The organism is Butyrivibrio sp. AE2032 (genome assembly GCF_000702965.1).
The window spans coordinates 136,692-161,232 of record NZ_JNLF01000005.1 but is presented as its reverse complement, the minus strand read 5'-3'; the positions used below and the strand labels follow the sequence as shown (position 1 = coordinate 161,232).

Annotated in this window: 26 protein-coding genes and 1 tRNA gene; 26 read left to right on the top strand and 1 reads right to left on the bottom strand. The window is 47.4% G+C overall.

What is annotated here, in order from left to right; translation table 11 throughout:
- Nucleotides 1-49 precede the first annotated feature (49 nt).
- Nucleotides 50-124: transfer RNA gene (locus BO18_RS18465), tRNA-Thr, on the bottom strand.
- 91 nt (nt 125-215) lie between these two features.
- Between BO18_RS18465 and BO18_RS18460 the strand changes: the two genes are divergently transcribed.
- The 26 genes from BO18_RS18460 (at nt 216) to BO18_RS18335 (ending at nt 24,536) form a co-directional block, all read left to right on the top strand.
- Nucleotides 216-1,601 carry a hypothetical protein gene (locus BO18_RS18460; RefSeq protein WP_034448894.1) on the top strand — a complete coding sequence of 462 codons (1,386 nt, stop codon included), beginning with the start codon at nt 216-218 and terminating at the stop codon, nt 1,599-1,601.
- A complete protein-coding gene (locus tag BO18_RS34015) occupies nt 1,594-2,676 on the top strand; it encodes a methylated-DNA--[protein]-cysteine S-methyltransferase (RefSeq protein ID WP_051688930.1) in 1,083 nt (360 codons plus the stop codon). The genes BO18_RS18460 and BO18_RS34015 overlap by 8 nt, the downstream gene beginning before the upstream one ends.
- A 3-nt stretch (nt 2,677-2,679) precedes the next feature.
- Nucleotides 2,680-3,300 (top strand): flavin reductase family protein, encoded by a 621-nt coding sequence (locus tag BO18_RS18450; protein ID WP_255350967.1) that lies wholly within the window; start codon nt 2,680-2,682, stop codon nt 3,298-3,300.
- On the top strand, nt 3,297-3,860 hold the full coding sequence (locus tag BO18_RS18445) for an NUDIX hydrolase (RefSeq protein ID WP_034448893.1): 564 nt from the start codon (nt 3,297-3,299) through the stop codon (nt 3,858-3,860). The genes BO18_RS18450 and BO18_RS18445 overlap by 4 nt, the downstream gene beginning before the upstream one ends.
- A gap of 128 nt (nt 3,861-3,988) precedes the next feature.
- Nucleotides 3,989-4,315 (top strand): YlxM family DNA-binding protein, encoded by a 327-nt coding sequence (ylxM, locus tag BO18_RS18440; protein WP_034448892.1) that lies wholly within the window; start codon nt 3,989-3,991, stop codon nt 4,313-4,315.
- A 4-nt stretch (nt 4,316-4,319) separates the two neighbouring features.
- Complete coding sequence (gene ffh / locus BO18_RS18435) at nt 4,320-5,861, top strand: signal recognition particle protein (RefSeq protein ID WP_066738381.1); 1,542 nt, start codon at nt 4,320-4,322, stop codon at nt 5,859-5,861.
- 70 nt (nt 5,862-5,931) lie between these two features.
- On the top strand, nt 5,932-6,174 hold the full coding sequence (gene rpsP, locus BO18_RS18430) for a 30S ribosomal protein S16 (protein ID WP_034448891.1): 243 nt from the start codon (nt 5,932-5,934) through the stop codon (nt 6,172-6,174).
- Between the two features lie 45 nt (nt 6,175-6,219).
- A complete protein-coding gene (locus tag BO18_RS18425) occupies nt 6,220-6,450 on the top strand; it encodes a KH domain-containing protein (protein WP_034448890.1) in 231 nt (76 codons plus the stop codon).
- A 5-nt stretch (nt 6,451-6,455) separates the two neighbouring features.
- Complete coding sequence (gene rimM, locus BO18_RS18420; RefSeq protein ID WP_051688929.1) at nt 6,456-6,980, top strand: ribosome maturation factor RimM; 525 nt, start codon at nt 6,456-6,458, stop codon at nt 6,978-6,980.
- 23 nt (nt 6,981-7,003) lie between these two features.
- Nucleotides 7,004-8,155 carry a nucleotide disphospho-sugar-binding domain-containing protein gene (locus BO18_RS18415; RefSeq protein WP_034448888.1) on the top strand — a complete coding sequence of 384 codons (1,152 nt, stop codon included), beginning with the start codon at nt 7,004-7,006 and terminating at the stop codon, nt 8,153-8,155.
- On the top strand, nt 8,155-9,156 hold the full coding sequence (locus BO18_RS18410) for an NAD-dependent epimerase/dehydratase family protein (protein ID WP_034448887.1): 1,002 nt from the start codon (nt 8,155-8,157) through the stop codon (nt 9,154-9,156). Before BO18_RS18415 ends, BO18_RS18410 begins: the two co-directional genes overlap by 1 nt.
- Nucleotides 9,128-9,955 carry an MBL fold metallo-hydrolase gene (locus BO18_RS18405; RefSeq protein WP_034448886.1) on the top strand — a complete coding sequence of 276 codons (828 nt, stop codon included), beginning with the start codon at nt 9,128-9,130 and terminating at the stop codon, nt 9,953-9,955. The genes BO18_RS18410 and BO18_RS18405 overlap by 29 nt, the downstream gene beginning before the upstream one ends.
- Entirely contained in the window at nt 9,945-11,210 is a 1,266-nt protein-coding gene (locus BO18_RS18400; RefSeq protein ID WP_051688928.1) for a F390 synthetase-related protein, read from the top strand. The genes BO18_RS18405 and BO18_RS18400 overlap by 11 nt, the downstream gene beginning before the upstream one ends.
- On the top strand, nt 11,210-12,145 hold the full coding sequence (locus BO18_RS18395) for a 3-oxoacyl-[acyl-carrier-protein] synthase III C-terminal domain-containing protein (protein WP_034448885.1): 936 nt from the start codon (nt 11,210-11,212) through the stop codon (nt 12,143-12,145). Before BO18_RS18400 ends, BO18_RS18395 begins: the two co-directional genes overlap by 1 nt.
- Before the next feature lie 25 nt (nt 12,146-12,170).
- A complete protein-coding gene (locus BO18_RS34945) occupies nt 12,171-13,262 on the top strand; it encodes a hypothetical protein (protein ID WP_185752506.1) in 1,092 nt (363 codons plus the stop codon).
- A 65-nt stretch (nt 13,263-13,327) separates the two neighbouring features.
- Complete coding sequence (locus BO18_RS18385; RefSeq protein WP_034448884.1) at nt 13,328-16,339, top strand: hypothetical protein; 3,012 nt, start codon at nt 13,328-13,330, stop codon at nt 16,337-16,339.
- 135 nt (nt 16,340-16,474) lie between these two features.
- On the top strand, nt 16,475-17,695 hold the full coding sequence (locus BO18_RS18380; protein WP_034448883.1) for a hypothetical protein: 1,221 nt from the start codon (nt 16,475-16,477) through the stop codon (nt 17,693-17,695).
- Complete coding sequence (gene trmD, locus BO18_RS18375) at nt 17,692-18,432, top strand: tRNA (guanosine(37)-N1)-methyltransferase TrmD (protein WP_034448882.1); 741 nt, start codon at nt 17,692-17,694, stop codon at nt 18,430-18,432. The genes BO18_RS18380 and trmD overlap by 4 nt, the downstream gene beginning before the upstream one ends.
- A gap of 76 nt (nt 18,433-18,508) precedes the next feature.
- Nucleotides 18,509-18,850, top strand: coding sequence for a 50S ribosomal protein L19 (gene rplS / locus BO18_RS18370; RefSeq protein ID WP_028508333.1), 342 nt, complete (start codon nt 18,509-18,511; stop codon nt 18,848-18,850).
- 89 nt (nt 18,851-18,939) lie between these two features.
- Nucleotides 18,940-19,839, top strand: a complete 900-nt coding sequence (gene ylqF / locus BO18_RS18365) for a ribosome biogenesis GTPase YlqF (protein ID WP_034448881.1) — start codon at nt 18,940-18,942, stop codon at nt 19,837-19,839.
- Between the two features lie 27 nt (nt 19,840-19,866).
- Nucleotides 19,867-20,511, top strand: a complete 645-nt coding sequence (locus BO18_RS18360; protein WP_034448880.1) for a ribonuclease HII — start codon at nt 19,867-19,869, stop codon at nt 20,509-20,511.
- A gap of 311 nt (nt 20,512-20,822) precedes the next feature.
- The gene (infC, locus tag BO18_RS18355; protein WP_081861141.1) at nt 20,823-21,386 is read left to right on the top strand and encodes a translation initiation factor IF-3; all 564 of its coding nucleotides are present in this window, start codon (nt 20,823-20,825) and stop codon (nt 21,384-21,386) included.
- Between the two features lie 17 nt (nt 21,387-21,403).
- A complete protein-coding gene (rpmI, locus tag BO18_RS18350) occupies nt 21,404-21,601 on the top strand; it encodes a 50S ribosomal protein L35 (protein WP_028506770.1) in 198 nt (65 codons plus the stop codon).
- Between the two features lie 27 nt (nt 21,602-21,628).
- Nucleotides 21,629-21,982: a 50S ribosomal protein L20 gene (gene rplT, locus BO18_RS18345; RefSeq protein WP_028506771.1), complete on the top strand. Its 354-nt coding sequence runs from the start codon at nt 21,629-21,631 to the stop codon at nt 21,980-21,982.
- Between the two features lie 275 nt (nt 21,983-22,257).
- The gene (locus BO18_RS18340; RefSeq protein WP_034448877.1) at nt 22,258-23,028 is read left to right on the top strand and encodes a TrmH family RNA methyltransferase; all 771 of its coding nucleotides are present in this window, start codon (nt 22,258-22,260) and stop codon (nt 23,026-23,028) included.
- Nucleotides 23,029-23,168: 140 nt separating this feature from the next.
- Nucleotides 23,169-24,536: a citrate/2-methylcitrate synthase gene (locus BO18_RS18335; protein WP_034448876.1), complete on the top strand. Its 1,368-nt coding sequence runs from the start codon at nt 23,169-23,171 to the stop codon at nt 24,534-24,536.
- Nucleotides 24,537-24,541: the final 5 nt, after the last annotated feature.

Below are 24,541 nucleotides of genomic sequence, written 5' to 3'. Positions count from 1 at the left end.
AATACAGAAGGGCTGCCCCACCGCATTAGTGAAACAGCCCTTTAAAACCTGGAGCCAAAGGCGGGAATCGAACCCGCGACCTATTCATTACGAGTGAATTGCTCTACCCCTGAGCCACTTTGGCGTGCCATAAAAATATACCCATTTGGAAGTTAAGTGTCAAGTAAGTATTCAGTTTAAGAATGATATAATTAACCTATCGGAGGTTTTATCGGATGAAGGCCCTTGGCATCGGCAGGAAAGCTACAGCTGTTTTATTGTGTGCGTCTATGGCGGGCGCACTGTTTACGGGCTGCAAAAAGGGTGACGATCTGTTTCCTTCGATATCACCCAGAGAGACCATGACTGTTGAGACTGAGGAGACCGGCGAAGAGTCTGTTCCTTCTTTAGATGAAAGTATCCGCCAGCTCACCGTGGCGCTCCCTTATTCGAATGAGACCGTTCAGTGTCTCGTGTCGATGCTCTACTGCAAGAATAACGGCCTCTGGGACAGCGCAGAGAGCGGCCTTACCGTAGATACTGATTATCTTTATTCCGTTGCTACAGATTATGTGGTGACCAATATTGGATGTGCGAGCACCGGCGCCGGCATCGATACCGTAAGGGAATGGTCGTCAGGCGATGGAGCTCCCGATCTTTTCCTGGCCCAGGACTGTCAGGCTGTCAGAAACGGCGGATATGCCGAGGAACTGAACAGTTATCTTTCCGACAATCCGTATCTCAATGCCCAGCAGATATATGCCCGGGCTCTTACCAATGATTCGGAAGGCGGCGTTTTCTATGCTGTTCCGCATTTCTGTTCCGCCGAGATAATAATGGGCAACACGGAGTTTATCCCTTCAGGGACGGGAAAGCTCCAGACAAAGAATACCACTGAAGACCTTGAGGAATACCTTGAGGCTATCAGCAGCGAGCATGAATGTGTCCCGTTCGCTTCTGCGTATGAGCTCATCCCGTATCTGGGATCGGCTTTCAACGGTGATGTCCCGACTTCTTATATGGTCTCTGAAGAGTATGCCTCAGGCAGCGATAATGCGAAAACGATAATCGACAGATCCGCTTCTTTCGTAAGGGATCTTTATGAGGATTCTCTGGCGACGGACCTTGTTGACGGGTCTAATCCCGTATATTCGAGACAGGCTGCACTCTGGACTGATTCTTCGGCAAATGTTACCGACTGGGCAAAGTACTATCCGGGAACACTTTATCTTTTGCACATCCCATGCGATGACGCATCGAATGCCGGCATTCCTTACATAAGCACTTATTCTCTCTGCGTCACCAGAGGCTCGGAAAACGGCAGATTCGCGGCTGAATTTGCGGCATTCATCTCTTTCGATCCCGATGCTCAGCTCCTCATATACAGGCTCGAAAAAGAAAACATGACAGGACTCATGCCTCTTACAAGGAACGAAGCGGTATGGGATCTGATATCGGAAGACGAGCTTTTCGGACACATGGCGTCTGACTTCAGGCAGACGATGGACAATGCGGTCTACTGTCCTGCATCTTACAGCAGGATCGTAAAGAAGACCAAGGACTATACGGCAGAGTATGTAAAAGGAAACGATGAGTTTGATCCGGAGAAGTGCTATGGCTGACAAGATAGATCTTCGCAAGATTCATATTGGCGACAGCTCCGAACTTCGCAAGAGAGGCCTCATGGAAGGAACTCTGAAGTTCATCGAGGACGACATAAGGTCTTTCGGAACGGGAAGTCAGGGAGAAGCCCTGCTCGCGTCCAAGGAAGGCGTAATTTATGCTTTGATAAAGCTCTTCAGACCTGACAGGAAGAACTGCAGGGCGCATATCGAATTCGTTTTCACGAATGACGCCAACGCTGATACACAGAGCGGTGTTGTCGATGAAGTGCTGAGATACTGTTTCTTGAGCGAATACTATCACAAGGTTACGGTCATCTGCGATCACGGAAATGAGGGCCTTGAGCGTATCCTTATGGGCGCGGGATTTACACAGGAGGCTGTTCTTAAGGACGAGGTAAGACTGAAGAATGGTTTTGAGGACGCAGGGCTCTTTGCCATCCTTTCCTATGAATATAAAGCTTATAATATCTGCTTTGTTCCGTTCGCGCGGGGTGTAGCCATCGTGTCAGGCGGCAGGGATTATATCGACAGCGTCAAGCTCTTTCACTACGGTCAGGCCGTGGAGGATCCGTTTGTCAGGAATGTGGCTGCGGGTCTGGGGCTGCTCGACGATAACGGCGGTCTCGTAAGGAATGATAACGGCGATTATACGCTTGAGAAAGAGCAGCTGAAGTTCCTTCCTGAAGAACTCGCTAAGGCCTATGTTGAGCTCAGCGAATACTTCCGCAGCAACAGGGCGGGGTTTGACCTTAATGTGCGGTTCAATACCGGCACGGCATTCCAGAAGAAGGTCTGGGGAGCTCTGGTTACGATTCCGTTCGGAGGTACCGCGAGCTATGAGGATATCGCTCTCAAACTGACTGACGGCAATCTGTCAGAAGCGAGGAAGATCACCAGGGCTGTGGGCGCCGCATGTTCAGATAATCCCGTGGCGGTCATCGTGCCATGCCACCGCGTCATCGGTAAGGACGGCAGCATCGTCGGCTATTCCGCAGGCATCGATATCAAAGACTATCTGCTCTTGCACGAGAGCTTTACGGCGGTTACACCGCTCGTATCCAAGGAGGGATAAGAATTGGCAAAGCACGACAAGATAGCGGTGGGAGTATCGACGATACTCAATCCCGTTCCGGTCGTAATGATCTCATCAGCAGGGAAGGACGGACGTCCGAACATAATGACGGCGGCATGGGCCGGAACGGTAAATTCCGAACCTCCCATGATCTCTGTCAGCATCCGTAAGAACAGGTATTCGCATAAACTGATCTCGGAGACAGGTGAGTTCGTAGTAAACCTCGTTTCCAAATCACTCTGCAAGGCATGCGATTACTGCGGTGTCAGAGGCGGCGAAAAAGAGGACAAGTTCGCATCGTGCTCTCTAACACCCGTCAAGGCGGAAGGTCTTGAATATGCTTACGCGATAAAGGAAGCTCCCGTGTCGATCTCATGCACGGTAAAGAGTGTGACGGAACTCGGATCCCACGACATGTTCATAGGCGAGATAAAGAGCATTACTGCAGACTCATATCTTTTGGACGATAAGGGCAAACTCTGTCTCGAAAACGCAAAGCTTGTGGCATATAATCACGGAGAGTATTATCTCTTAGGCGAGAAACTCGGTTTCTTCGGCTATTCCGTAGCCAAAGAAGACGTAATAAAGAGAAGAATGGGAAAGGATTCAAAGGGAAAGAAATGAAGTTCATAGGCATTAAGAAAGTCCACGAGGGACGTTTTATCACTTCATACGAAGCAGAATACGAGACTGAATTAGGCAACCGCAAGATCTATGAGATGAGCTCGAGAGACAAGAATATAACGAGTCTCGAAGATCTTCAGCGTCAAAAATGCGATGCAGTCATTCTCATTGTCACGAGCGCTGACGGCAATAAGATCCTGCTGAATAAAGAGTACCGCATGGCGGTCGGTGATTTTGCTTATAACTTCCCGGCAGGCCTCATCGACGAGGGTGAGACCATTGAGGTCGCTGCCGCGAGGGAACTCTGGGAAGAGACAGGCTTAAAGCTCGTTAAGATCGATGAGATCCTTCCGATGAGCTATTCCGGTGTCGGTCTTACCAATGAAAAGAGTTCTGTCGTAATCGGCACGGCAGAAGGCGATTTTGCTCCGAGCACATCCGATGAGGAGGAGCTCGAAGCGCGCTGGTATACCAAAGAAGAGGTTAGAGAGCTTATAAAGACCTCCACGAACTTTGCGGCAAGGACCCAGTCTTACTGCTATATGTGGGCGAAAAGCTGATCCTAAGGCTGATGCGGCTTCCTTAGCAGTCTTAAAAAATGTGCCGGGGCTGACAAGTAAAAATACTTGACACACCATTTATCCTTTGTTATTATGTGCAGGCGTCAAACAGGGAGGCTTGCCTTAACATGCGTGAAAAGTCAGTAAGAACAGACCTTTTGCTCGATTTCTACGGCAATCTTCTCACGCCCAAGATGAGGCGCACCTGTGAGAGCTACTACAACGATGACCTGACTTTGGCAGAGATCGCCGAAGCGGAGGGCATATCGAGGCAGGGCGTTCACGATACCGTCAAAAGGGCGGAAAGGCAGCTTGAAGAGTATGAGGAGAAGCTAGGTCTCCTGAAGCTTTTCGAGATGCAGCAGGCAAGAGCAAAGAGGGCTCTGGAGCACATAAAGAGCGGTGATACCGCAATGGCTGCAAAAGAGCTTGAAGAACTGATAGAGGAAATGTAACAACGTGTTTGAGAGCTTATCGCAAAAGCTTCAGAATATAACTTCCAAGATGCGCGGCAAGGCCCGCGTAAGCGACAGCGACCTCAAGGAAATGATGCGCGAGATCCGCATGGCTCTTCTCGAGGCAGACGTAAACTACAGCGTAGTCAAGGAATTCGTCGCCGACATGACAGAGAAGTGCAAGGGCGCCGATGTCCAGGAGTCCTTTACGCCCGGCCAGCAGATCGTAAAGATCGTAAGAGACTCTCTTACAGAACTCCTTGGCGGTGAAGACGGCGAAGATAAGCTTAATGTTTCTTCATCAGGTTTTAATACGATAATCCTTTACGGTCTCCAGGGTGCAGGTAAGACCACAACGGCTGCAAAGCTTGCCAAGCTCTTAAAGGAGAACGGCAAGAAGCCGATGGTAGTATCAGTTGACGTTCACAGACCGGCAGCCGCTCAGCAGCTCAAGGTTTTGAGCGACGCTGTTGGCGTTGAATGCTATATCGATCCCGAAGAAAAGGATGCCGTTAAGATCGCCAGAGACGGTGAAGGCAAAGCAAGATACATGCTCTGCAATTACCTGATCATAGATACTGCAGGACGTACGGTTGCTGATGAAGAGCTCATGGAAGAGCTCAGAGATATCGCAGCAGCCGTTAATCCCACCGAGAAACTCCTCGTAGTCGACGCCATGATCGGTCAGGAGGCCGTCAACGTCGCACAGCTCTTCGAGCAGAACATCGGCATGGACGGATTCATAATGACGAAGCTCGACGGTGACGCCAGAGGCGGTGCTGCTTTATCCATCAGAAAACTTACAAACAAGCCTATTAAATACATCTGTACAGGTGAAAAGGTTGATGCCATCGAGAGATTCTACCCTCAGCGTATGGCTGACAGGATCCTCGGCATGGGAGACGTCGTAAGCCTCATCGAGAAGGCTCAGGCCAACATCGACGAGGAAGAAGCCCGCAAGACCATGGAACGCATGATGGGCAGCGGCTATAACCTCGATGACCTTTATGACCAGTTCGCACAGATGAAGAAGATGGGTTCTCTCAAAGACCTCGTAGGCATGATGCCCGGCGCAGCAGGCAAGGTAAACGAAGAGGACCTTGACGATAAGATCGTTGACAGACAGATGGCCATCATCTCCTCGATGACAAAGAAGGAGAGAAGAGCACCACAGATCCTCAATGCAAGCAGAAGAAAGAGGATCGCGGCAGGCGCAGGCGTTCAGGTCTCAGACGTAAACAAGCTCATCACACAGTATGAGCAGACCGCAAAGCTCATGAAGCAGTTCTCGAACGGCAAAGGCGGATTCAAGATGCCCAAGGGATTTGCCAGACAGGCAGCCAAGATGGGCCTTAAGGGCAACATGGGCGGCATGGGCGGTTTAGGCAATATGGGCGGTATGTCCGGCATGGGCGGAATGGGAACAGGCTTCCCTCAGGGTCTTGGCAGCCTTTCGGCTCCGGGAGATGACGACGGCGGAGATTATTCCGCAGCAGCTCCCACCGGCAGACGCGACCGCAAGAAGAAGCGCAAGGGCAGAAGATAAAGTCGATCCCGTCATTTTTATGGCGATGATTATAAAAAACAAAAATATATTTTTTTGGAGGAAAAACAAAATGGCAGTAAAGATTCGTTTAAGAAGAATGGGTAAGAAAAAGGCACCTTTCTATCGTGTAGTAGTTGCTGATTCCAGATATCCCAGAGACGGACGTTTCATCGAGGAGATCGGTTACTATGATCCCATGACTGAGACAGACGGCGTTAAGATCGATGCTGATGCAGCAAAGAAGTGGATCGCTAACGGAGCACAGCCCACAGATACAGTAAAGTCTCTTCTTAAGAAGCAGGGCATCATCTGATATTATTCAGATGGGGTTCAAAATAATTAGGAAGGAGAGCTTTATATGGACGAGTTATTGGTTTATATCGCAAGGGAACTTGTAAGTAATCCCGATGAGGTAAACGTAAAGAAGACAGAGCGCGGAAACACCGTTGTTTTCGAGCTGTCCGTTGCTCCCGAAGATACAGGAAAGATCATCGGCAAGAACGGTAAGAGGGCTCAGGCCATCCGTTCGATAATGAAGGCTAAGTACCTCAAGGAAGGTAAGCGCGTTATAGTCGATATAGTAGGCTGATTCTTTTGGAAAAACTCATCATCATAGGAAAGATTACCGGCGCGCACGGCGTCCGCGGGGAACTCAAAGTATTCCCCTTAACGGACGACCCGCGCCGTTTCCTTAAACTTAAGGAATGTTTTACATGCGGGCAGGATATGGAAAAGCCCGAAGCTAAAGTATGCGCCAATGCAAGGATGGACAGAGGGAACGTTCTTGTAAGGTTTGAAGGGATAGAGGACAGGGATAAGGCTGAGCTCCTCAGGGGAAGGTTTATAGCCGTTGAGAGAGCCAATGCCGTTAAACTCAAGAAAGACAGTTATTTCATCACCGACCTTAAGGGACTTACGGTGATAGACGATACAAGGGGCGACATCGGAAAGGTAGTTGACTGTTTCCAGACAGGACCCCAGTACACTTTGGAGATCAAGCGCAGTGCGAAGAAGAATCTCTTGCTCCCGTTCGTGAAGGTATACTGCTACGAAGTCAGCATCGAAGAGGGATTCATCAAGTGCAGATTACCTGAAGGTCTATACGAACTGTACGACTGATCATCCGGGGAACGCAATAGCTTATGAAGATAGTCTACTTTATGACACCTGCATACGGACATGTATTGCCGGTCCTGCCTGTCGTAAGGGAGCTCGCCGCAAAAGGTCATAAGATCTCGTGTTTTGCCACTCCCGCTTTCAGGGACTATATTGAAAAGTGCAGTGCTGAGTACCGTGAATACGGCAGGGAATTCCAGACATTAAGACTTGATGAGGTGACGAGCGATCTTTATGTGCTCATGGATAACCTCATTAATCTCAACGAGAAGCTGTACGATATATATCTTGAAGAAGTGAAGGCGGAAATGCCTGATCTTCTCATATACGATTCCATGCTCTCGTTCGCAAAGAATATCGCGTATAAACTCAAGTGCAGGAGCATCTGCACCGTATGTACCATCGGCTTTAATCTGCCGGTCTGCCTTTTCTCGAACATCGCGACATCGAGCGTTCCGCTGGTATTAAAGCACGGCGGCGGTATGAGAAGGCTCATAAAACAGGATAAAAGGTTCAGGAAAGTAAGAGGCCTTAAGGGCTTTAAGCTCATCGACCTTTACATGAATACCGCGGATGTTACCCTCGTAATGACTCCGTACAGACTTCAGCCTCTTTCGTGGACTTTCCCGAAGTCCGTGCATTTTGTCGGAACGACGATAAAAGAACAGATAGAGATGCTTCACGGAGCGGAGTATGAGGATTACGACTGCTATATTTCCATGGGAACCGTTTTCGGGCAGAACGTAAATGAGATGAAGGAATTCCTCGAATTGCCGGGAATGCGCGAAAAGAAGATTATAATATCGGTGCCTTCCGCTCCTGACTGGATGACGGCGATGCCCAACGTGCGTGCGGAAAAGTGGGTCTACAATGTCGACCTTATCCCGCATTGCGGATTGTTCATCAATGTCGGCGGTGTCAGTTCCGTCTATACCGCGATGTACTACGGAGTCAGACAGATATCCATCCCTGCGCAGGAAGAGGAACGGTACAACGCGAGGATAATGAAAAAGCACAAAGCCGGATTTTATCTTAAGAAGTACGATACGGAAAAACTGTATAATGCAGTAAAGAATATCGACAGACTCGAGCCTGACAGATGCCGGACAATAATAAGAGAGGCTGACGGAACGGCTGAGGCTGTGCGGCTGATAGAAAGACATGGTTTGGAGACGTAATGGGTAACAAGGTTCTGCTTACTGGCGCTACAGGTTTTCTGGGCGGTTATGTGATCAAAGAGATCCTGGAGCATCCGGGATATGAAATCATTGCCGTCGGCCGTAATGAGAAGCGCGGTGCGGAACTTGTATCTGAAAGGGTGAGGTTTGCAAAGGCCGACATCACCGACAGGAAGCAGCTCGAAGAACTGTTTGCGAAGGAAAAGCCTGATTATGTCATCCATACCGGAGCCTTAAGTTCCGCGTGGGGCAGATATGAGGATTTCCACAAGGCAAATGTAGAAGCGACCGTATATATCGCGGAGCTCTGCATTGAGCATGACGTGAAACGCATGGTCTATATCTCTTCGCCCAGTATCTATACTGCGAAAAGAGACAGACTGAACATAAAAGAAGAGAACTTCGATCCTGCCAATAAACTGAATTTCTACATTAAGACGAAGCTCCTCTCGGAAAAAGAACTCCATGCTTTGGAGGAAAATGGACTGAACCTTACGATCCTGAGACCCAGGGGTCTTATCGGTCCGGGTGATCCAAGCCTCATGCCGCGCCTTATGCGCGCCAACGGGAAGATAGGCATACCGCTTATCCGTAAAGGAAAGATCACCGTGGACATAACCTGCGTGCAGAATGTTGCTTATGCGTGTTATCTTGCCATGAGCACGCCGGAGGCAAAAGGCATGACGTTCAACATCACGAACGGAGAGCCTTCCGAGTTCGGAAAACTCCTGGAATTATTCTGTGAGGAAGCCGGAGAGACCGCAAAGTTTTTGAACCTTCCCTTCGGACTTTTATATGCTGCCGCTGCTGTCATGGAGTTTTTCTATACCATATTGCCGACAAATAAAGAACCGATGCTTACCAGATATACCGTCTGCACATTGTCTTTCTCGCAGTCACTTGATATCAGCAAGGCAAAGAGTATCCTTGGATATTCTCCGAAGATCACACTAAAAGAAGGGATCCGTGAGTATGGAAAATGGTGGCAGACTAATAAGTAACGTTACGCTCTATGCCTGCGGAACCTGTAAGAATAATGTGGCTTCGGTTTTTAAAGGCGAGAAGAAAAGAGAAGTTGTATTTCCCGCGCTCGTTGCAAAGTTCGAGCATATAGATTACGGTACTGTTCTTTTTGATACGGGATATTCCAAAAGGATATTCGAAAACGGAATAGTATCGAAGCTTTATAATCTCTTAAATCCCACTTCCGTAACAGAAGAAGAGACGATCAGTTACAGGATGAAGGCTGAAGGACTTAATGTCAGCAACATAATCTTAAGCCATCCTCATCCTGATCACATCGGGTGTCTGAAAGACTTTAATGACTATACGCTGCTTGCCACAGGAGACTGTATAGATGCATTGAAAAGAGCGAAAAACCTTGAACTCGTTTTCCGCAATCAGGTTCCTGATGAGTCTGCCAATGTGAAGTATAAGAGGCTTGAACCCGTTAAGAACAGCGGGGATGCCGTTGTTAAGATGCTTTCCGTTCATTTCACGGAAGTATATGACGTGCTGGGTGACGGAAGCATATACGGGATAAGACTTGACGGCCACATGAAAGGACAGATGGGAGTTTATGTTCCGGAGTACAGACTGCTTTTGGCGGCAGACTGTTCGTGGGGACATTTTTTCGCTGACAGGGTAGATAAGATGAAGGCGATCCCCAAAAAGATCCAGGATGACTACGGGCAGTATAAAGATTCGATCTCACGCATAAAAGCATTTGAATCGGAGCATCCTGACATCAAAGTTATCTATTCACACGAGGAATTCAGGGAGGGTGTTTATGAGCAATAAACTGAATATCCTCATGACATATCTTAAGTATAAGAATAAGCATTTCAAAGACCGTGATGCTCTGGAGAGTTATCAGAAAAAGCAGATCGGAAAACAGCTTGATTTCGTTACTTCGCATTCGAAATTTTATGAGTCTTACAAGGGCAGGCCTTTATCTGATTATCCGCTGATGGACAAGAAGCAGATGATGGCAAATTTCGATGAACTAAATACGGTCGGCACCAACAGGGAAGAGGCAATGAAGCTTGCGATAGATTCCGAGCGTAGCCGCGATTTTTCGGAAAAGCTTAACCACATAACGGTGGGACTGAGCTCAGGCACAAGTGATACTAGAGGAATATTCCTCGTGTCAGACAAAGAGAAAGACATGTGGGCCGGATATATCCTGTCAAAGGTCTTATACGGATCCATTCTTGATAAATACGAAGTCGCTTTCTTTATGAGAGCAAATTCGAATCTTTACGAATCCGTAAGTTCATCCAATATTCACTTTGTTTTCTATGACATCTATCAGTCAGTGGAGGATAATATCAGAAAGCTGATAGCCCAGAAACCGGACATCGTCGTAGGCCAGCCTTCGATACTCCTGGATCTTTGCAGATATGCAAAAGACATCCGTCCGAAAAAGGTTATATCTATCGCTGAAGTATTGGAAGACAGGGACAGAGAGGTGATCTGCAAAGCATTTGGCACGGACGTCATCCATCAGGTATACCAGTGTACCGAAGGGTGTCTTGCGACAACCTGCGAATACGGGACGATCCATCTTAATGAGGACATCGTTTATGTTGAAAAGGAATATCTGGATGACAAAAGGTTTATACCGGTGATCACGGATTTTACGAGAACATCGCAGCCCATCATCCGTTACCGTTTAAACGATATCCTTGTCGAAAGGAAAGAACCGTGCCCCTGCGGAAGCTGCTTTACGGCACTCGAGAGAATAGAGGGAAGAGAAGATGACGTGTTCGTTTTCGACGGCAGAAATGACGGCAAGGTTACGGTATTCCCGGATTTTATGAGAAGACTCGTCCTGTTCTCAGGCGATGTCAGCGATTACAGGATCGTCCAGACTGAGCAGGGAGATCTGGAAGTATACTGGAACGAAGATGATGCCATGAAAGATAAGTTTATGACCGAACTTAAAAAGATGGCTGATGACAGAGATTTTATAATACCGAGTGTAAGTTTCCACGGTTATTCATTTGACCGGAGTAAGAAACTGAAGCGCGTGGAATCAAGGAGAAAAAGATAATGAGAAATATCGAGATAACCGGATACGGTTACTACATACCTGAGAGCACTGTCGAATTCAGGGGACAGATAAGACACAGGATACCTCAGGGAAGTTCCGAGAACCAGCTTTCGATGGCTGTAAAAGCCGCACAGCGCGCTCTCGAAAACGCTTCTCTCTCCATTAACGATATCGACTGCATCGTATCGACATCCGCTGTCGGCATCCAGCCCATTCCGTGTACTGCTGCGCTTATCCATGAGCAGATAGCTAAAGGCACGTCGATCCCTGCGATGGATATAAATACGACATGCACGAGCTTTGTGTCGGCCCTGGATGTCATGAGCTATCTCATTGAGGCAGGGCGATACAACAGGGTTCTCATGGTAGCGAGCGAGATGGCGTCGGGCGGTCTTAATCCCAATCAGAAAGAAAGCTATGAACTCTTCGGTGATGGTGCTGCCGCAGTGGTCATCAGCAAGAGCAGTGACGGTGTATCCGGCGTTATATACGGAATGCAGAAGACCTGGTCCGAGGGAGCTCACGATACCGAGATCAGAGGCGGCCTTACAGGATACCTTCCGAAGAATTACGTTGAAGGCTCTGAAGAATATTATTTCGACATGAAGGGCCTCAGGATATTAAAACTTGTCGGAAGGAAAGTTCCTAAGATGTTCGATGAGTTCAAGGAAAAGAGCGGTTATTCCGTAACCGATGTCGATGTCATCGTTCCGCATCAGGCGAGCAAGGCTCTGGGAATGATAATGCATCACCTGGGTATTCCCGAAGGAAAATACATCAACATCGTTCCGCAATACGGAAACATGGTATCCGTTGCGATCCCTCACGCGCTTATCTGGGGTATCGAGAACGGTAAGATCAGGAAAGGTGACCTGGTGCTCCTCATGGGTACCGCTGCGGGACTTACCGCCAATATGCTGCTTTTGAGATATTGATAATCATCTTTTGTGAGGTGATCTTATGAAAGACAGGAAGGTCAGAAACCGTGTGATCGTCTTTACGTTGATCGAGGCTTTGATTGTGGTTGCAACCAACCTCGTGCTCAGTATTGCAACAAGTCAGGTTGACCGTTGCAATTATTATGTTTATGACGGAACGGCCATATTGGATGTCCCGTATACTGATAACGAAGGCAATGAGCATCCTGCGGGTACGGAGTTCCCGATCTCGGTAATATCCGAGAACGGAACGGTTTGGGTTGCCGGAAGCCACGAAACCATAAAGATCTCCGACACCAGGAACAGCGAAGAACTGACAGCTGCCCTGGCAGAACGCAAGCAAAATGCTTTGTTTGAAGATATAAAGTCAAATGTTGTTGTTGCATTGATAAGCTTTGTCGCCGCTGCGGCGGTTTTTATCTGGATCAACATAGGTTTCAGAAAACTGTTGGGCGCACAGATCATCGCTTTGGTCGTTATCACGCTGCTCTGTGCCGTATTTGGCAGTTTCATGACGTCTTACCTTTCCCGCGCAAAGGCTCCGGTCATCTATCTTTACCCGGAGGAGGAAACAGAGATAAATGTCAGATTGGAACTCGATGGCGGGCTCAAGACGACATATCCCAAGTATGACGAAGTCAGCGGCTGGACGGTAACAGCGCTGCCTGACGGTACGTTGACAGACAAGTCCGGCAGAGAATATTCATTCCTTTTCTGGGAAGGGAATATTGCCATTAAGCCCGATCTGAATGAGGGGTTCTGCGTCAGGGGTGAAGACACGGCTGATTTCCTTGAAATATCATTAAGGCAATTAGGACTGAATGAAAAAGAATCTGATGCTTTCATTATGTATTGGCTGCCTCTTATGGAGGGCAATGCATATAACGTTATCTCTTTTCAGACTGATGCTTACGAAAAGGTGGTCAAGATGGATATAACACCTGAACCGGATACGGTATTAAGGGTCAATATGCTTTGGTATCCGTCTGATTCATATGTTGATATCTGTCCTCAGGATCTTACCAGGATAAACCCCTCGATAAGAGAAGGGTTCACTGTTGTCGAATGGGGCGGCGAAAAGTATGAGCGCGGGATAATGACGGTGTTCAAATGAGATTCCGTGGATGATTTTATTTTGTGCTAGAATTACGAAGGAATCAGTGATTTGGGAGGATCTGTATGAAGAGCAAAAAAATCGTTTCAATGTTATTGTCACTTTCTTTGACTGCCTGGTGTCTGTCGCTGCCTGTATTTGCAGATGTTAAGACCGGTGAAACTGATGTTGAATATGTCATAACTGACGAAGCTTCTTTGGCTCAAGTGCAAACAGCATATCTTGATGAAAACGGAGCTGGGAAAACGGTTGATGCTATCAGCGTTGTCAGTTCAGAAAACTATTATGGCGGAAACGGTGAGTCCTGGTACGTTGTTTCCGGGAATGTTGATCTTAACGGTCATATGATCCTGACGGGTGATGTAAATCTCATTTTGGCTGACGGAGCCGAGTTAACATGCAATCTGTACTTTAATGATCATGCATCTCTTTCTGTTTACAGTCAGAGCCTTGGGAATAATATGGGAAAACTGACTCTTCCATACGTAGTAAATGTCAGCGGTGATAACAGTTTGAACATTAACGGCGGTCAGGTAACTGTATCACCGGATATTGACACCTTAGGAATACAGATGACCGGTGAAGCTTCCGTGACAATTAATGCCGGAAAAGTTTCCATAGAGGGTGAGACCGGCATCGGAGCTTTTGACAACAGCAGAGTCATCATTAACGGCGGAAATGTTACGGTAACAGGCAAAGTCTCTGGTGGTGTTAAGGATACTGGAAGCAGTAATCTGATGGTAAACGGAGGAACCGTTTCCATATCGGGAAATGAATATGGAATCTATGGCGGAATTACCGTAAACGGCGGCTCTGTTACCATAGAAGGAATAAACGAAAACGCGTTTTCTAATGATGAGCTGTATGTCTGTAACGGCGGTTCTGTTGTTATAAAGAATAAGGGCGAGATCTTGCAGACATATTCTTATATTGACAGTGACGGCATTCTTAAGAGTCATTCAGCCGATCCCGTGAAAGCTTCCGATACCAGACTCGGCTCATCCGGCAAGACAACATGGTATATAGTTAATGACGACTTTGTTATATCTGATACGGTAGTGATCAGCGGCAACGTTAATCTGATCCTGGCTGACGGTAAAAAACTGACTGTCGATCCCGGTACAAATGACTATTACGGAATATATGTTAATCCCAAGGCTTCCTTGAATGTTTACAGCCAGAGTACGGGTGCAACAGCGGGTGAACTGACTGTAATTTCGAGTCTTTATTATTCGATATACACATTTGGTGCTATGACGGTCAACGGAGGAAATGTCACCTTAACGGGAATCGATTATTGTATCTATATAACAGACAGCGGATCTTTTACTGTCAATAACGGCACGGTATCCGTAACGGGTATTGCAGGTCTCAATAACAAAGGTGCTTTTACTGTCAATGACGGTGTTGTTGATATTACGGGAACAGGTGATGATGCCGTAATCTACTATTCGAATTATTTTGTAAACGGCGGTAACGTGACGGTTCATACCGGCAGCGAGATCCCTTCAGAAGTATCTTATATTGACGAAAACGGTGATAGTTCGAAAGCATATGCTAAAACTGTTACCGGTTCGACCACCACTTTGGGAGCCGATTACAGAACAACCTGGTATGTGGTTGATGATGATGTGGTTATCAATTCAGATGTCAATACACGTGGTGTTGTTAATCTTATCCTGGCAGACGGCAAATCGCTCAGCATTAACGGCAAATTGGATTTGGAAGGAAACGGATTTGCTGTTTACGGTCAAAGCTGTGATGCCGATAAGGGAAAGATGACCATTGAAGCTGCTAATGTAGGTATAAGTATCAATAATACGTGCAAAATGGCAATAAACGGCGGAGATGTCAGCATAAAGGGAAATAATACAGGTATCAATATAATGTCCGGAGGCAGTCTGACGATCAACAGCGGCAATGTGGAGATCAGAGCCGCTGAAAGCCGGCAGGCGCATGGTATCGTCATCCGTGAAGGTGAGGCCGTCACTCTGGGTTACAGAACCGCCTCAGACAGCATTCTGATAAGCGGCATTACCGTTGATGATCAGTCTTCTGGTGCAATTGCCGTCAAGTCAGTCAACAGCTTTGTTGCATATGACGGTGATTCCGCGACGGGTATTATCAACAGCGGAGCGGTAAGTGATCTGAACACTGTCAGCGGAGTCACTCTCCGTCCGTTTTTCGGAAGCACGGTCACCGGTGCAAATGTATCTCTGGGTGATGAACTCGGTCTCAATTTCTATCTCCTGGTACCGGATGATGTTGTTTCTTCGGGTGCAAAAGTCATAATGAACGGACCCAAAGGCGAGCAGTCTGCAGTGCTTAGCGAACAAACCAAAAACGGTATTGAGTATAAACTGATATACAGGGTCAATGCCGTGCAGGCTGACGAAGTTATCTCTCTGAAACTCGTAAGTGCCGGTGATGAGGTTCTCGAGCTTTACAACTCTGACGGAACTTTGTGTGAAGGAAATACCAAGTCGTTGAGTGTTAACGGATATCTGACAGCCGCTATGGCATATGACGGTCTTTCAGACGCGGATAAAGCCAGGGTAAGGGCAACATATACTTATTGTGCTTATTCCGCAAAATGGAAGTATTGTACGGATATTCCTTCAAACGGCTATGTCAACGCGCTTTCGGAACCTTCTTTGGATGATCTGAACGACTATAAAGTTGTTAAGACCGGTGAGAGCAGCACCGTTAAAGTGACGGGATATGCACTTGTTCTTGATTCCAAGACTGCAATAAGGCTGTACTTTACTTTGTCTGATGATGCAGCAGATCATGTCATCAAGTGCGGAGATGAAGTGCTTACGGCTGTTTTATCGGGTGATACCGTCAACGGACTTCCGGAATATTATGTGGATATCAAAGGCATAGGCGCCGGGGATCTCGAAAAGACGTACAATGTTGTTTTCGATGAGTCGGGCGAACGTTATCAGGTTGCACTCAGTGCGATCAGTTATGTCCGAAATGTCTTAAGACTAAAGAATACATATACCGATATCTGCACGCCTGAATTGTGCGATCTTGTAACAGCTGTCTATGCTTATGCCGAGATGTTTAAATGATCGGGAGGGATAATATGAAAGAGACTTATACATCAGTTGATATAGAGATAATCAGATTTGAACGCGGTGATGTGATCACATACAGTGATCCTGTAACCGGTAAGATACCGGACGTGGAAGAGGGAGGTTAAAGTCATGGGAAGAGGCGGCGGAAGCGGTGGATCACACCACAGCTCGCATCATTCAAGCAGTCATTCACATTCAGGCGGCTCCAGATCTTCTTACAGATCTTCAGGCAGCTCAAGATCTTCAAGCGGATCTTCCTACAGATCTTCAAGTTCGTCTTCGCATCACTCCCGAAGCAGCTCTTATAAGGGCGGCAGCGGTGGTTATAGCGGCGGACGCAGCAATGAGAGCTGTCTCGGCGGCTGCATGAGAGTATTCTTAGGACCGCTGTTTATCATTGCGATGTGTACCGTAATGGCATTTTTGATCATGAAAGAAAGGGGTATGGAGCCCCGTATCCCATTTGAGCTTACAGTCGAGCGTTCAACCACGCAAAGAGAACGTCTGCCTGATTCCAAGTGCAGTCCTATAGACGAATGGTATCAGGATGACTGGGGTGACTGGATCGATGACGCAGAGGAAGACGAGGAATTCTCTCTTTTAGTCGGTCTTAAGAGCTTTTATCAGGACACGGGTGTTCAGCCGTATCTCTGGATAATGGGCGAAGAGGGCGAAAAATATAAGTCTGAAGGTTCAATGGAAGAACTTGCGGATGCAAAATACAAGGAGATGTTCGGTAATGATGAAGGACACCTTCTGGTCATCTTCAGGGAATATCCCAATGCTTCCGGAAACTATATCTGTACCATAACTGCCGGTTATGATGCCGAGACTCAGGTCATTGATGATCAGGCAAAAGAGATATTGCTCGATTACATCGATTATTATTATTCGGATGAAGAGTACAACGAAGGCGAGTTCTTCGAAATGGCTTTCATCCGTGCCGGCGAGAGGATCATGACCAAACAGCTGTCATGGAGGCAGATAGGCGTCATTGTTGCTGTAGCGGCTGTTGTAATGCTCGGTATCGTTATTACGTCTGACATAGTCAAGAGGCGTAAGGTAGCAGTTGCAAAGCAGAAGACCTTACAGGCCCAGGAACAGGCTAAGGAGGCTCAGGCTGTCGCACAGCAGAAGCAGACTGATTTTGACCGCAAGCAGTATCAGGATGCTCTCGAGAAAGAGTATGTATCCGTTACATGCCCCAACTGCGGCGCGACGGCAAACAAGATACGTAAGGGAACGGTCGATTACTGCCAGTATTGCGGAACAGCTATCAGCGTTGATGCGATGGGGCAGGCATTTGTCGGCGACATTTACAATAATCAGCAGACACCGCCTCAATCATGAAATTTTATGTAGCGACATTATTTCCCGAGCAGGTAACGACATATCTTGATACCAGCATAACGGGCAGGGGAATGGCGAAGGGAGCCTTCTCTCTGGAATGCATCCAGATGAGGGATTTCGCACCCAATAACTACGGCCGCATCGATGATACGATCTATGGCGGCGGTACGGGCATGATGATTCGTCCCGAGCCTGTTTACGGGGCATATGAGAAGGCGGTCGAACTCTGCGGAGGTAAGAAGCCCCATACGGTCTACATGTCACCGAAGGGACAGGTTTTCAATCAGGCGAAGGCTCACGAACTCGCCAAATACGATAATCTTCTCATCATCTGCGGACACTATGAGGGAATCGATGCGCGAGTAATAAACGAGATCTGCGACGAGGAGATCTCCATCGGAGATTATGTGTTAACGGGCGGCGAGACGGCGGCAATCGTGGTCATCGACGCTGTCGCAAGACTGATCCCGGGTGTTCTTCCCAACGAAGAGGCATACACCAACGAGTCACACACTGACGGAATGCTCGAAGCTCCGCAGTATACAAAGCCTCCGGTATGGCATGACAAAGAGGTCCCGGAAGTCTTAAAGAACGGCAATGATGCCGTGATCGCAGACTATAACCGCATCGCGGCATTGGTCGATACATGGCACAACAGGCCCGACATGCTTGACAAACTGAATATTTCGGAGAGTGATTGGGCAAAAATGCTTGCCTTTGAAAGAGGCATGTGCTAAAATTCTCCAGTTATCAGGGTGGTCCTCTGCCACATCCAGGCAAGAACATCTGCAGGAAAGAGAGGAAACAAACAATATGGATTTAGTAAAAGTAGTCGAGAGCGAGAATATTCGCAATCAGTATCCTGAAGTTGAAGTCGGTGACTTCGTAAAGGCTCACCTCCTTATCAAGGAAGGCGCAAAGGAGCGTATTCAGGTTTTCGAAGGCTATGTCATCGCAAGAAAAGGCCAGGGCCTTTCAGAGACAATTACAATTCGTCGTGTATCTTATGGTATCGGCGTAGAGAGAATTCTTCCTGTAAACTCACCCAAGATCGATCACATCGATGTTATTCGTAAGGGTAAGATCAGAAGAGCAAAGCTCTATTATCTCCGCGATCGTCAGGGCAAGGCTGCAAAGATCACCCAGAAGATCTGATAGCAATCTTAATCGAACATTTGAGACCGTCTCGGACCGAGGCGGTCTTTTTTGTGTTAAAATCTAGCAGTTAATATTAAGGAGTTCATATGGCAGAGAAAAAGAATGACATCAACTGGTTTCCGGGGCATATGAGAAAAGCCCTGAACGAGACGGGCGAGAGGATGAAACTCGTCGATGTCGTCTATGAGACGGCTGACGCGAGGATCCCTTTCTCGAGCAGGAATCCGGAACTCGATAAGATAATCGGAAATAAGCCCAGGATCGTCATCCTGAATAAAGCAGACCTTGCAGATCCTGCCAAGACGCCCCTGTGGATAAAGAGTCTCGAGTCCGAGAATATACGTGCGTGTGCCCTCGAGAGCACTCACAAGAAAGGTTTTGACAAGCTTAATGCCATTACCATGGAACTTATGAAGGAAAAGCTCGAGAAGGCCGCTGAGAAGGGCAGGACAGGACGTCCTGTAAGAGTAATGGTGGTCGGCGCTCCGAACACAGGAAAGTCAACGATCATAAATGCTCTGGCAGGAAGAAAAGCTGCCGTCACCGGCGACAAGCCCGGTGTTACCAAAGATTTCAAATGGATCATGACAGGCGGAAGGCTCGAACTCATGGATATGGCGGGAGTCCTCTGGCCCAGGATCGCAAATGCCAAGAGCGGCATCTGCCTTACGGCGCTCGGTTCGGTCAAGGAAGAGATCACCGATGTCGTTAAAGTCGCATATGAGACACTGAAGATAATGGCAGGTATTTATCCGGATCTTCTGAAGGAACGTTATGGTGTCGATATCGATGTCACGCTCGAGGAAGAGGAAGGTTTTTACCAGGATCCGTTCTACGATATCTTCCTTGCGATGGCGAAAAAAAGAGGCTGCATAATGAGCGGCGGAAGGATCGACGAGGAACGCTTTGCAAGGCTTTTCCTTAACGATCTGAGAGAAGGGAGAACGGGCAGGATAACGCTCGAGATGCCTGAGGATTATAAGTGATATTTTCAGATAAAAGAGGATGCTCAAATGGCTAAGCTAACTGTAGAACAGCTGAACGAAAAATATGATGCGATGTATGAATACGAACGCGATTGTCTTGCCAAAGGTTATAAGATGATCGGCGGTATCGACGAGGCGGGAAGAGGACCTCTCGCGGGACCTGTTGTCGCAGCATGCTGCATCCTTGATCCTGATGTTAAGATACTTGGTCTTGATGACTCAAAGAAGCTCTCTGAAAAGAAAAGGGAAGAGCTTTTCGTTGAGATAAAAGAGAAAGCCAGAGCATATGCGATCTGCGCGGTAAGTCCTGAGGAGATAGATGCGATAAACATTCTCGAAGCGACTAAAAAAGCGATGAGGACATGTGTTTCTGATCTTGCGTCAAAAGGCACATCACCTGACATACTTCTCATAGATGCAGTCAACCTTTCGGGTACAGGACTTGACGTTATACCGATAATAAAAGGCGATGCGAAATCCGATTCCATAGCGGCTGCTTCGATACTTGCGAAAGTAACGCGTGACCACATGATGGTCGAGTACGACGAGATTTATCCGGGCTACGGATTCGCAAAACACAAGGGTTACGGCACCAAGGACCACTATGCCGCGATCCGCGAAAAAGGAATGACTCCGATCCACAGACGCTCATTCCTGAAGGTGATACATTAAGGTCATAAGCAAACGCGGAGAATGATATTATTGAGTAAACGCCTCCGCACAAGCGAAGCGCGGAGGACCCAGCGAACGAAATGATATTGCGAAGCTGGAGGACCCAGCGAACGAAATAATATTACGAAAAGTCTTGACTTTGTGGCAAAGTTTAAGTATTATATCGCTCGTGAAAGAAGAACGTCCGTTTCTCACCTCAAGCGGCTCAGGCTTGTAAAGAGGTAATAACTAGATAATTAACCTAACATTTTGAGGGGTTGCCATTAAGGCAGGGTAGTTATGAGAGAACGGATTTTATCCGTTCTTTTTTTATGCAGGTAAAAGAAGTCTTAACTAAGGAGGTGGCTACCATCGCAAAGACCAATGATACTCAGATGATTAACGGAGCTATCAAGTTCCCTCAGGTTCGTCTCATCGACGCAGAAGGACAGATGGTTGGCGTTGTTTCAATCGAAGAAGCTCTTAAGAGCGCTGAAGATGCTGAATTAGATCTCGTCTGCATATCACCCAATCCTGATAACCCTGTTTGCAGAGTAATGGATTACAACAAGTTCCTTTTCGAGAAGAGCAAGAGAGAGAAGGAAGCTAAGAAGAAGCAGAAGGAGACAGAACTTAAGGAAGTCGGCTTAAAGCTTACAACAGATGTTCACGATGTCGAAGTTAAGCGCAAGATGGTAATTAAGTTCCTCTCAGCCGGAGACAGAGTCAAGGTTAACATCAGATTCAGAGGCCGCGAGATGGCTTTCCAGAATAAAGGTTTCGAGGTCATGAACAATTTCGCTGACAGCGTAACCGAATACGGTTCAGTTGACAGACCGCCGAAGATCGAAGGCAGGAACATGGTAATGTACCTGTCGCCGTTAAAGAAAAAATAAATTAGGAGGATAGTAATATGCCCAAGCAGAAAACACACACTTCTTCAAAGAAGAGATTCAAGGTTACAGGTACCGGTAAGGTTCTCCACAAGCAGGCATTCAGAAGCCACATTCTGAGCAAGAGACCTACTAAGAGAATGAGACACCTGAGACACAACCAGGTATGCTCGGATCAGAATGCAAGAATCATCAAGAAGATGATCCCTTACGCTTAATTGCTTAGAATTTAGGAGGACAAGACAATGTCAAGAGTTAAAAGAGGAATCCGCACAAGAGCGCGTCATCATAAGATCTTAAAGGCAGCAAAGGGTTACTGGGGTCATAAGAGCAAGCTTTTCAAGGTTGCTAACCAGCAGGTTCTTAAGTCCGGTAACTATGCTTACAGAGACAGAAGAAACAAGAAGAGAGAGTTCAGAAGACTCTGGATCGTTCGTATCAACGCAGCATGCCGTCTTAACGACATGAGCTACTCCAGATTCATGAATGGCCTCAAGAAGGCTGGTATCGAGCTTGACCGTAAGGTTCTTTCCGATATCGCAGTTACAGATGCAGCAGGTTTCACTTCTCTCGTTGAGAAGGCTAAGGCAGCTCTCTGATAACAACATCGTATTTGAAAACTACAGCTGCGCGGGTTGATCCCCGCGCAGTTTTTTTGCAGTTTTTTAGGTGTGTTCATTTGAGTACGGATATTGCTTCGAAAACGTATCCTAAAGTGCATTTAATGGTATGATTGCATTTTTGAGTACGGAAACAGGCTTGAAAAACGTACTCTGACGTGCACAGGCAGTCTTCGGCAAAATAGTCCTTTGGAGATGTCTTTTTGCCGTATGTATTTTATAATGTCTTAAGCTGAAAGAAGGAGATACCGGACGTGCAGGTTATCACGAGCAAAGACAATCCGAACGTTAAGCGCATAGTAAAGCTCACGAGGAGGGATCAGGCCAAGAAAGAAGGTCTGATCTATCTTGAAGGAACGCGTCTTTGTGAAGAAGCTTTATCGAGCGGACTGACTCCCGTTGAAGTGATCGTTTCTGAAAGCAGGACGGGCTGGGCAGCTACGTTTACACCCGGTATCGAGCCCCTTGTCTTAAGCGAAAACGTTTTCACGAAAATATCGCAGACCGTTAATCCGCAAGGCGTTGCGATAGTCATAAAAGAGCCGGAATCTGCAGATGACTTTCCTTCTAAAGGCGACGGAAAAGACGTTTATGTAGTGCTCGAGAATACTCAGGATCCTGGCAACCTCGGAACGATCATCAGGATGGCGGATGCGTTCGGACTGACTGCGGTAATAGTAAGTCCCACTACATGTGATCCATATAACGACAAAGTCATAAGGGCAACGATGGGTTCGATCTGGCATATTCCCGTTGTGAGAAAGACCATGGATGAATGTTTTGCTTTCTTTAACGGAAACGGAATAGAAACTGTCGCCACACATCTTAAGGGTAATGATCTTGGTTCAGGTGACCTTAAGCTTCCGTGCGCATATTTTATCGGTAACGAGGGTGACGGACTGACAGATGCGACAACCGGAAAGTGCGGGAAGCTCATCAGGATACCGATGAAGGGCAGGGCGGAGTCTCTCAACGCTGCGGTCGCGGCTTCCGTCATCGGATATGAGCTGTCGAAGCTCATCTGAGTCCTGTTTTCGGGCGGTCTTAACAATGAAATGCCGCCCTTAGATACTATTCTTCGTATAACAGTGAGCAATCTACTTTGCGCGGTTAAGTATTATAATGTATCGCGTAATATCAGATAGAAGCAGGAAGCGGACTGAAAATGGAACTTGAACAGAGAGAACAGCTGATAAACAAGCTTGCGGAAGTGGCGAAAGTCAAGTCGCACATCAACACCGATCTATACTCCAAATACAACGTTAAGCGCGGTCTCCGCAACAACGACGGCACAGGCGTTCTTGTAGGCCTTACCGAAGTCGGCGAAGTAATGAGCTATATCGTTGACGATGCGGACAGGATCCCGGTTGAAGGCAAGCTCTTCTATCAGGGGTATGAGGTAAAAGATCTCGTAAACGGTTTCTTCTCTGAAGGCAGATATGGTTATGAAGAGACGGCTTTCCTGCTCCTTACGGGTGAGCTTCCCACGGCATCCGAGCTTGCTGAATTCACTCAGCTCCTTTCGAATGTCAGACCGCTTCCCGAAGGCTTTACGGAAGACATGATAATGAAGGCTCCGTCTCCTGATGTCATGAACAAGCTCGCAAGGTCTGTTCTGGCTCTCTATTCGTATGACGATAATCCAGATTCGACTGAGATATCTAATGTCGTAAGACAGTGCACTGAGCTCATCGCAAGATTCCCGGTGCTTATCTCTTACGGTTATATGGCCAGGAGACATTACATCGAGCACAGGGATCTCTATATCCATGCACCCGTTGACGAATTCAACACCGCACAGAATATCCTTCACATGATAAGACCTGACGGTAAGTTCACCGAACTCGAAGCAAGGATCCTTGATCTCATGCTCGTACTCCATGCCGAGCACGGCGGCGGAAACAATTCGACATTCGTTACACACGCGGTATCTTCCACGGGTTCTGATACATATGCTGTAATCGCATCCGCAGTTGGTTCTTTGAAGGGACCTCAGCACGGCGGCGCTTCAAACAAGGCTTACGCCATGATGAAGGATCTCAGGGAGCATGTATCCGACTGGACCGACGAGGCCCAGATCAGACAGTATCTTGCAGACATCATCAACAAGAAGGCTTTCGACAAGTCGGGACTTATCTACGGTATCGGTCACGCTGTCTATACGCTCTCCGATCCGAGAACGGTCGTTATCAGAAAATATGCTGAGCTTCTTGCAAAAGAGAAGGGGCAGATGGATCTTTACAATCTCTATCTCCTTGTCGAGAAACTCGCACCCGATGTTTTCCATGAGGTAAAGAAGTCCGATAAGCTCGTCTGCGCAAACGTTGATTTCTTCGCAGGACTTGTATATTCGATGCTCGGCATCCCGTCAGAGCTCTACACGCCTCTGTTCGCATGCGGAAGGATCGCAGGATGGAGCGCGCACAGGATCGAGGAGCTTGTATCAGGCGGACGCATTATGAGACCTGCTTTCAAGTGCGTTAATAAGAGAAGACCTTACGTTCCGGCAAGCGAAAGGAAGGATATCATCTGATATTG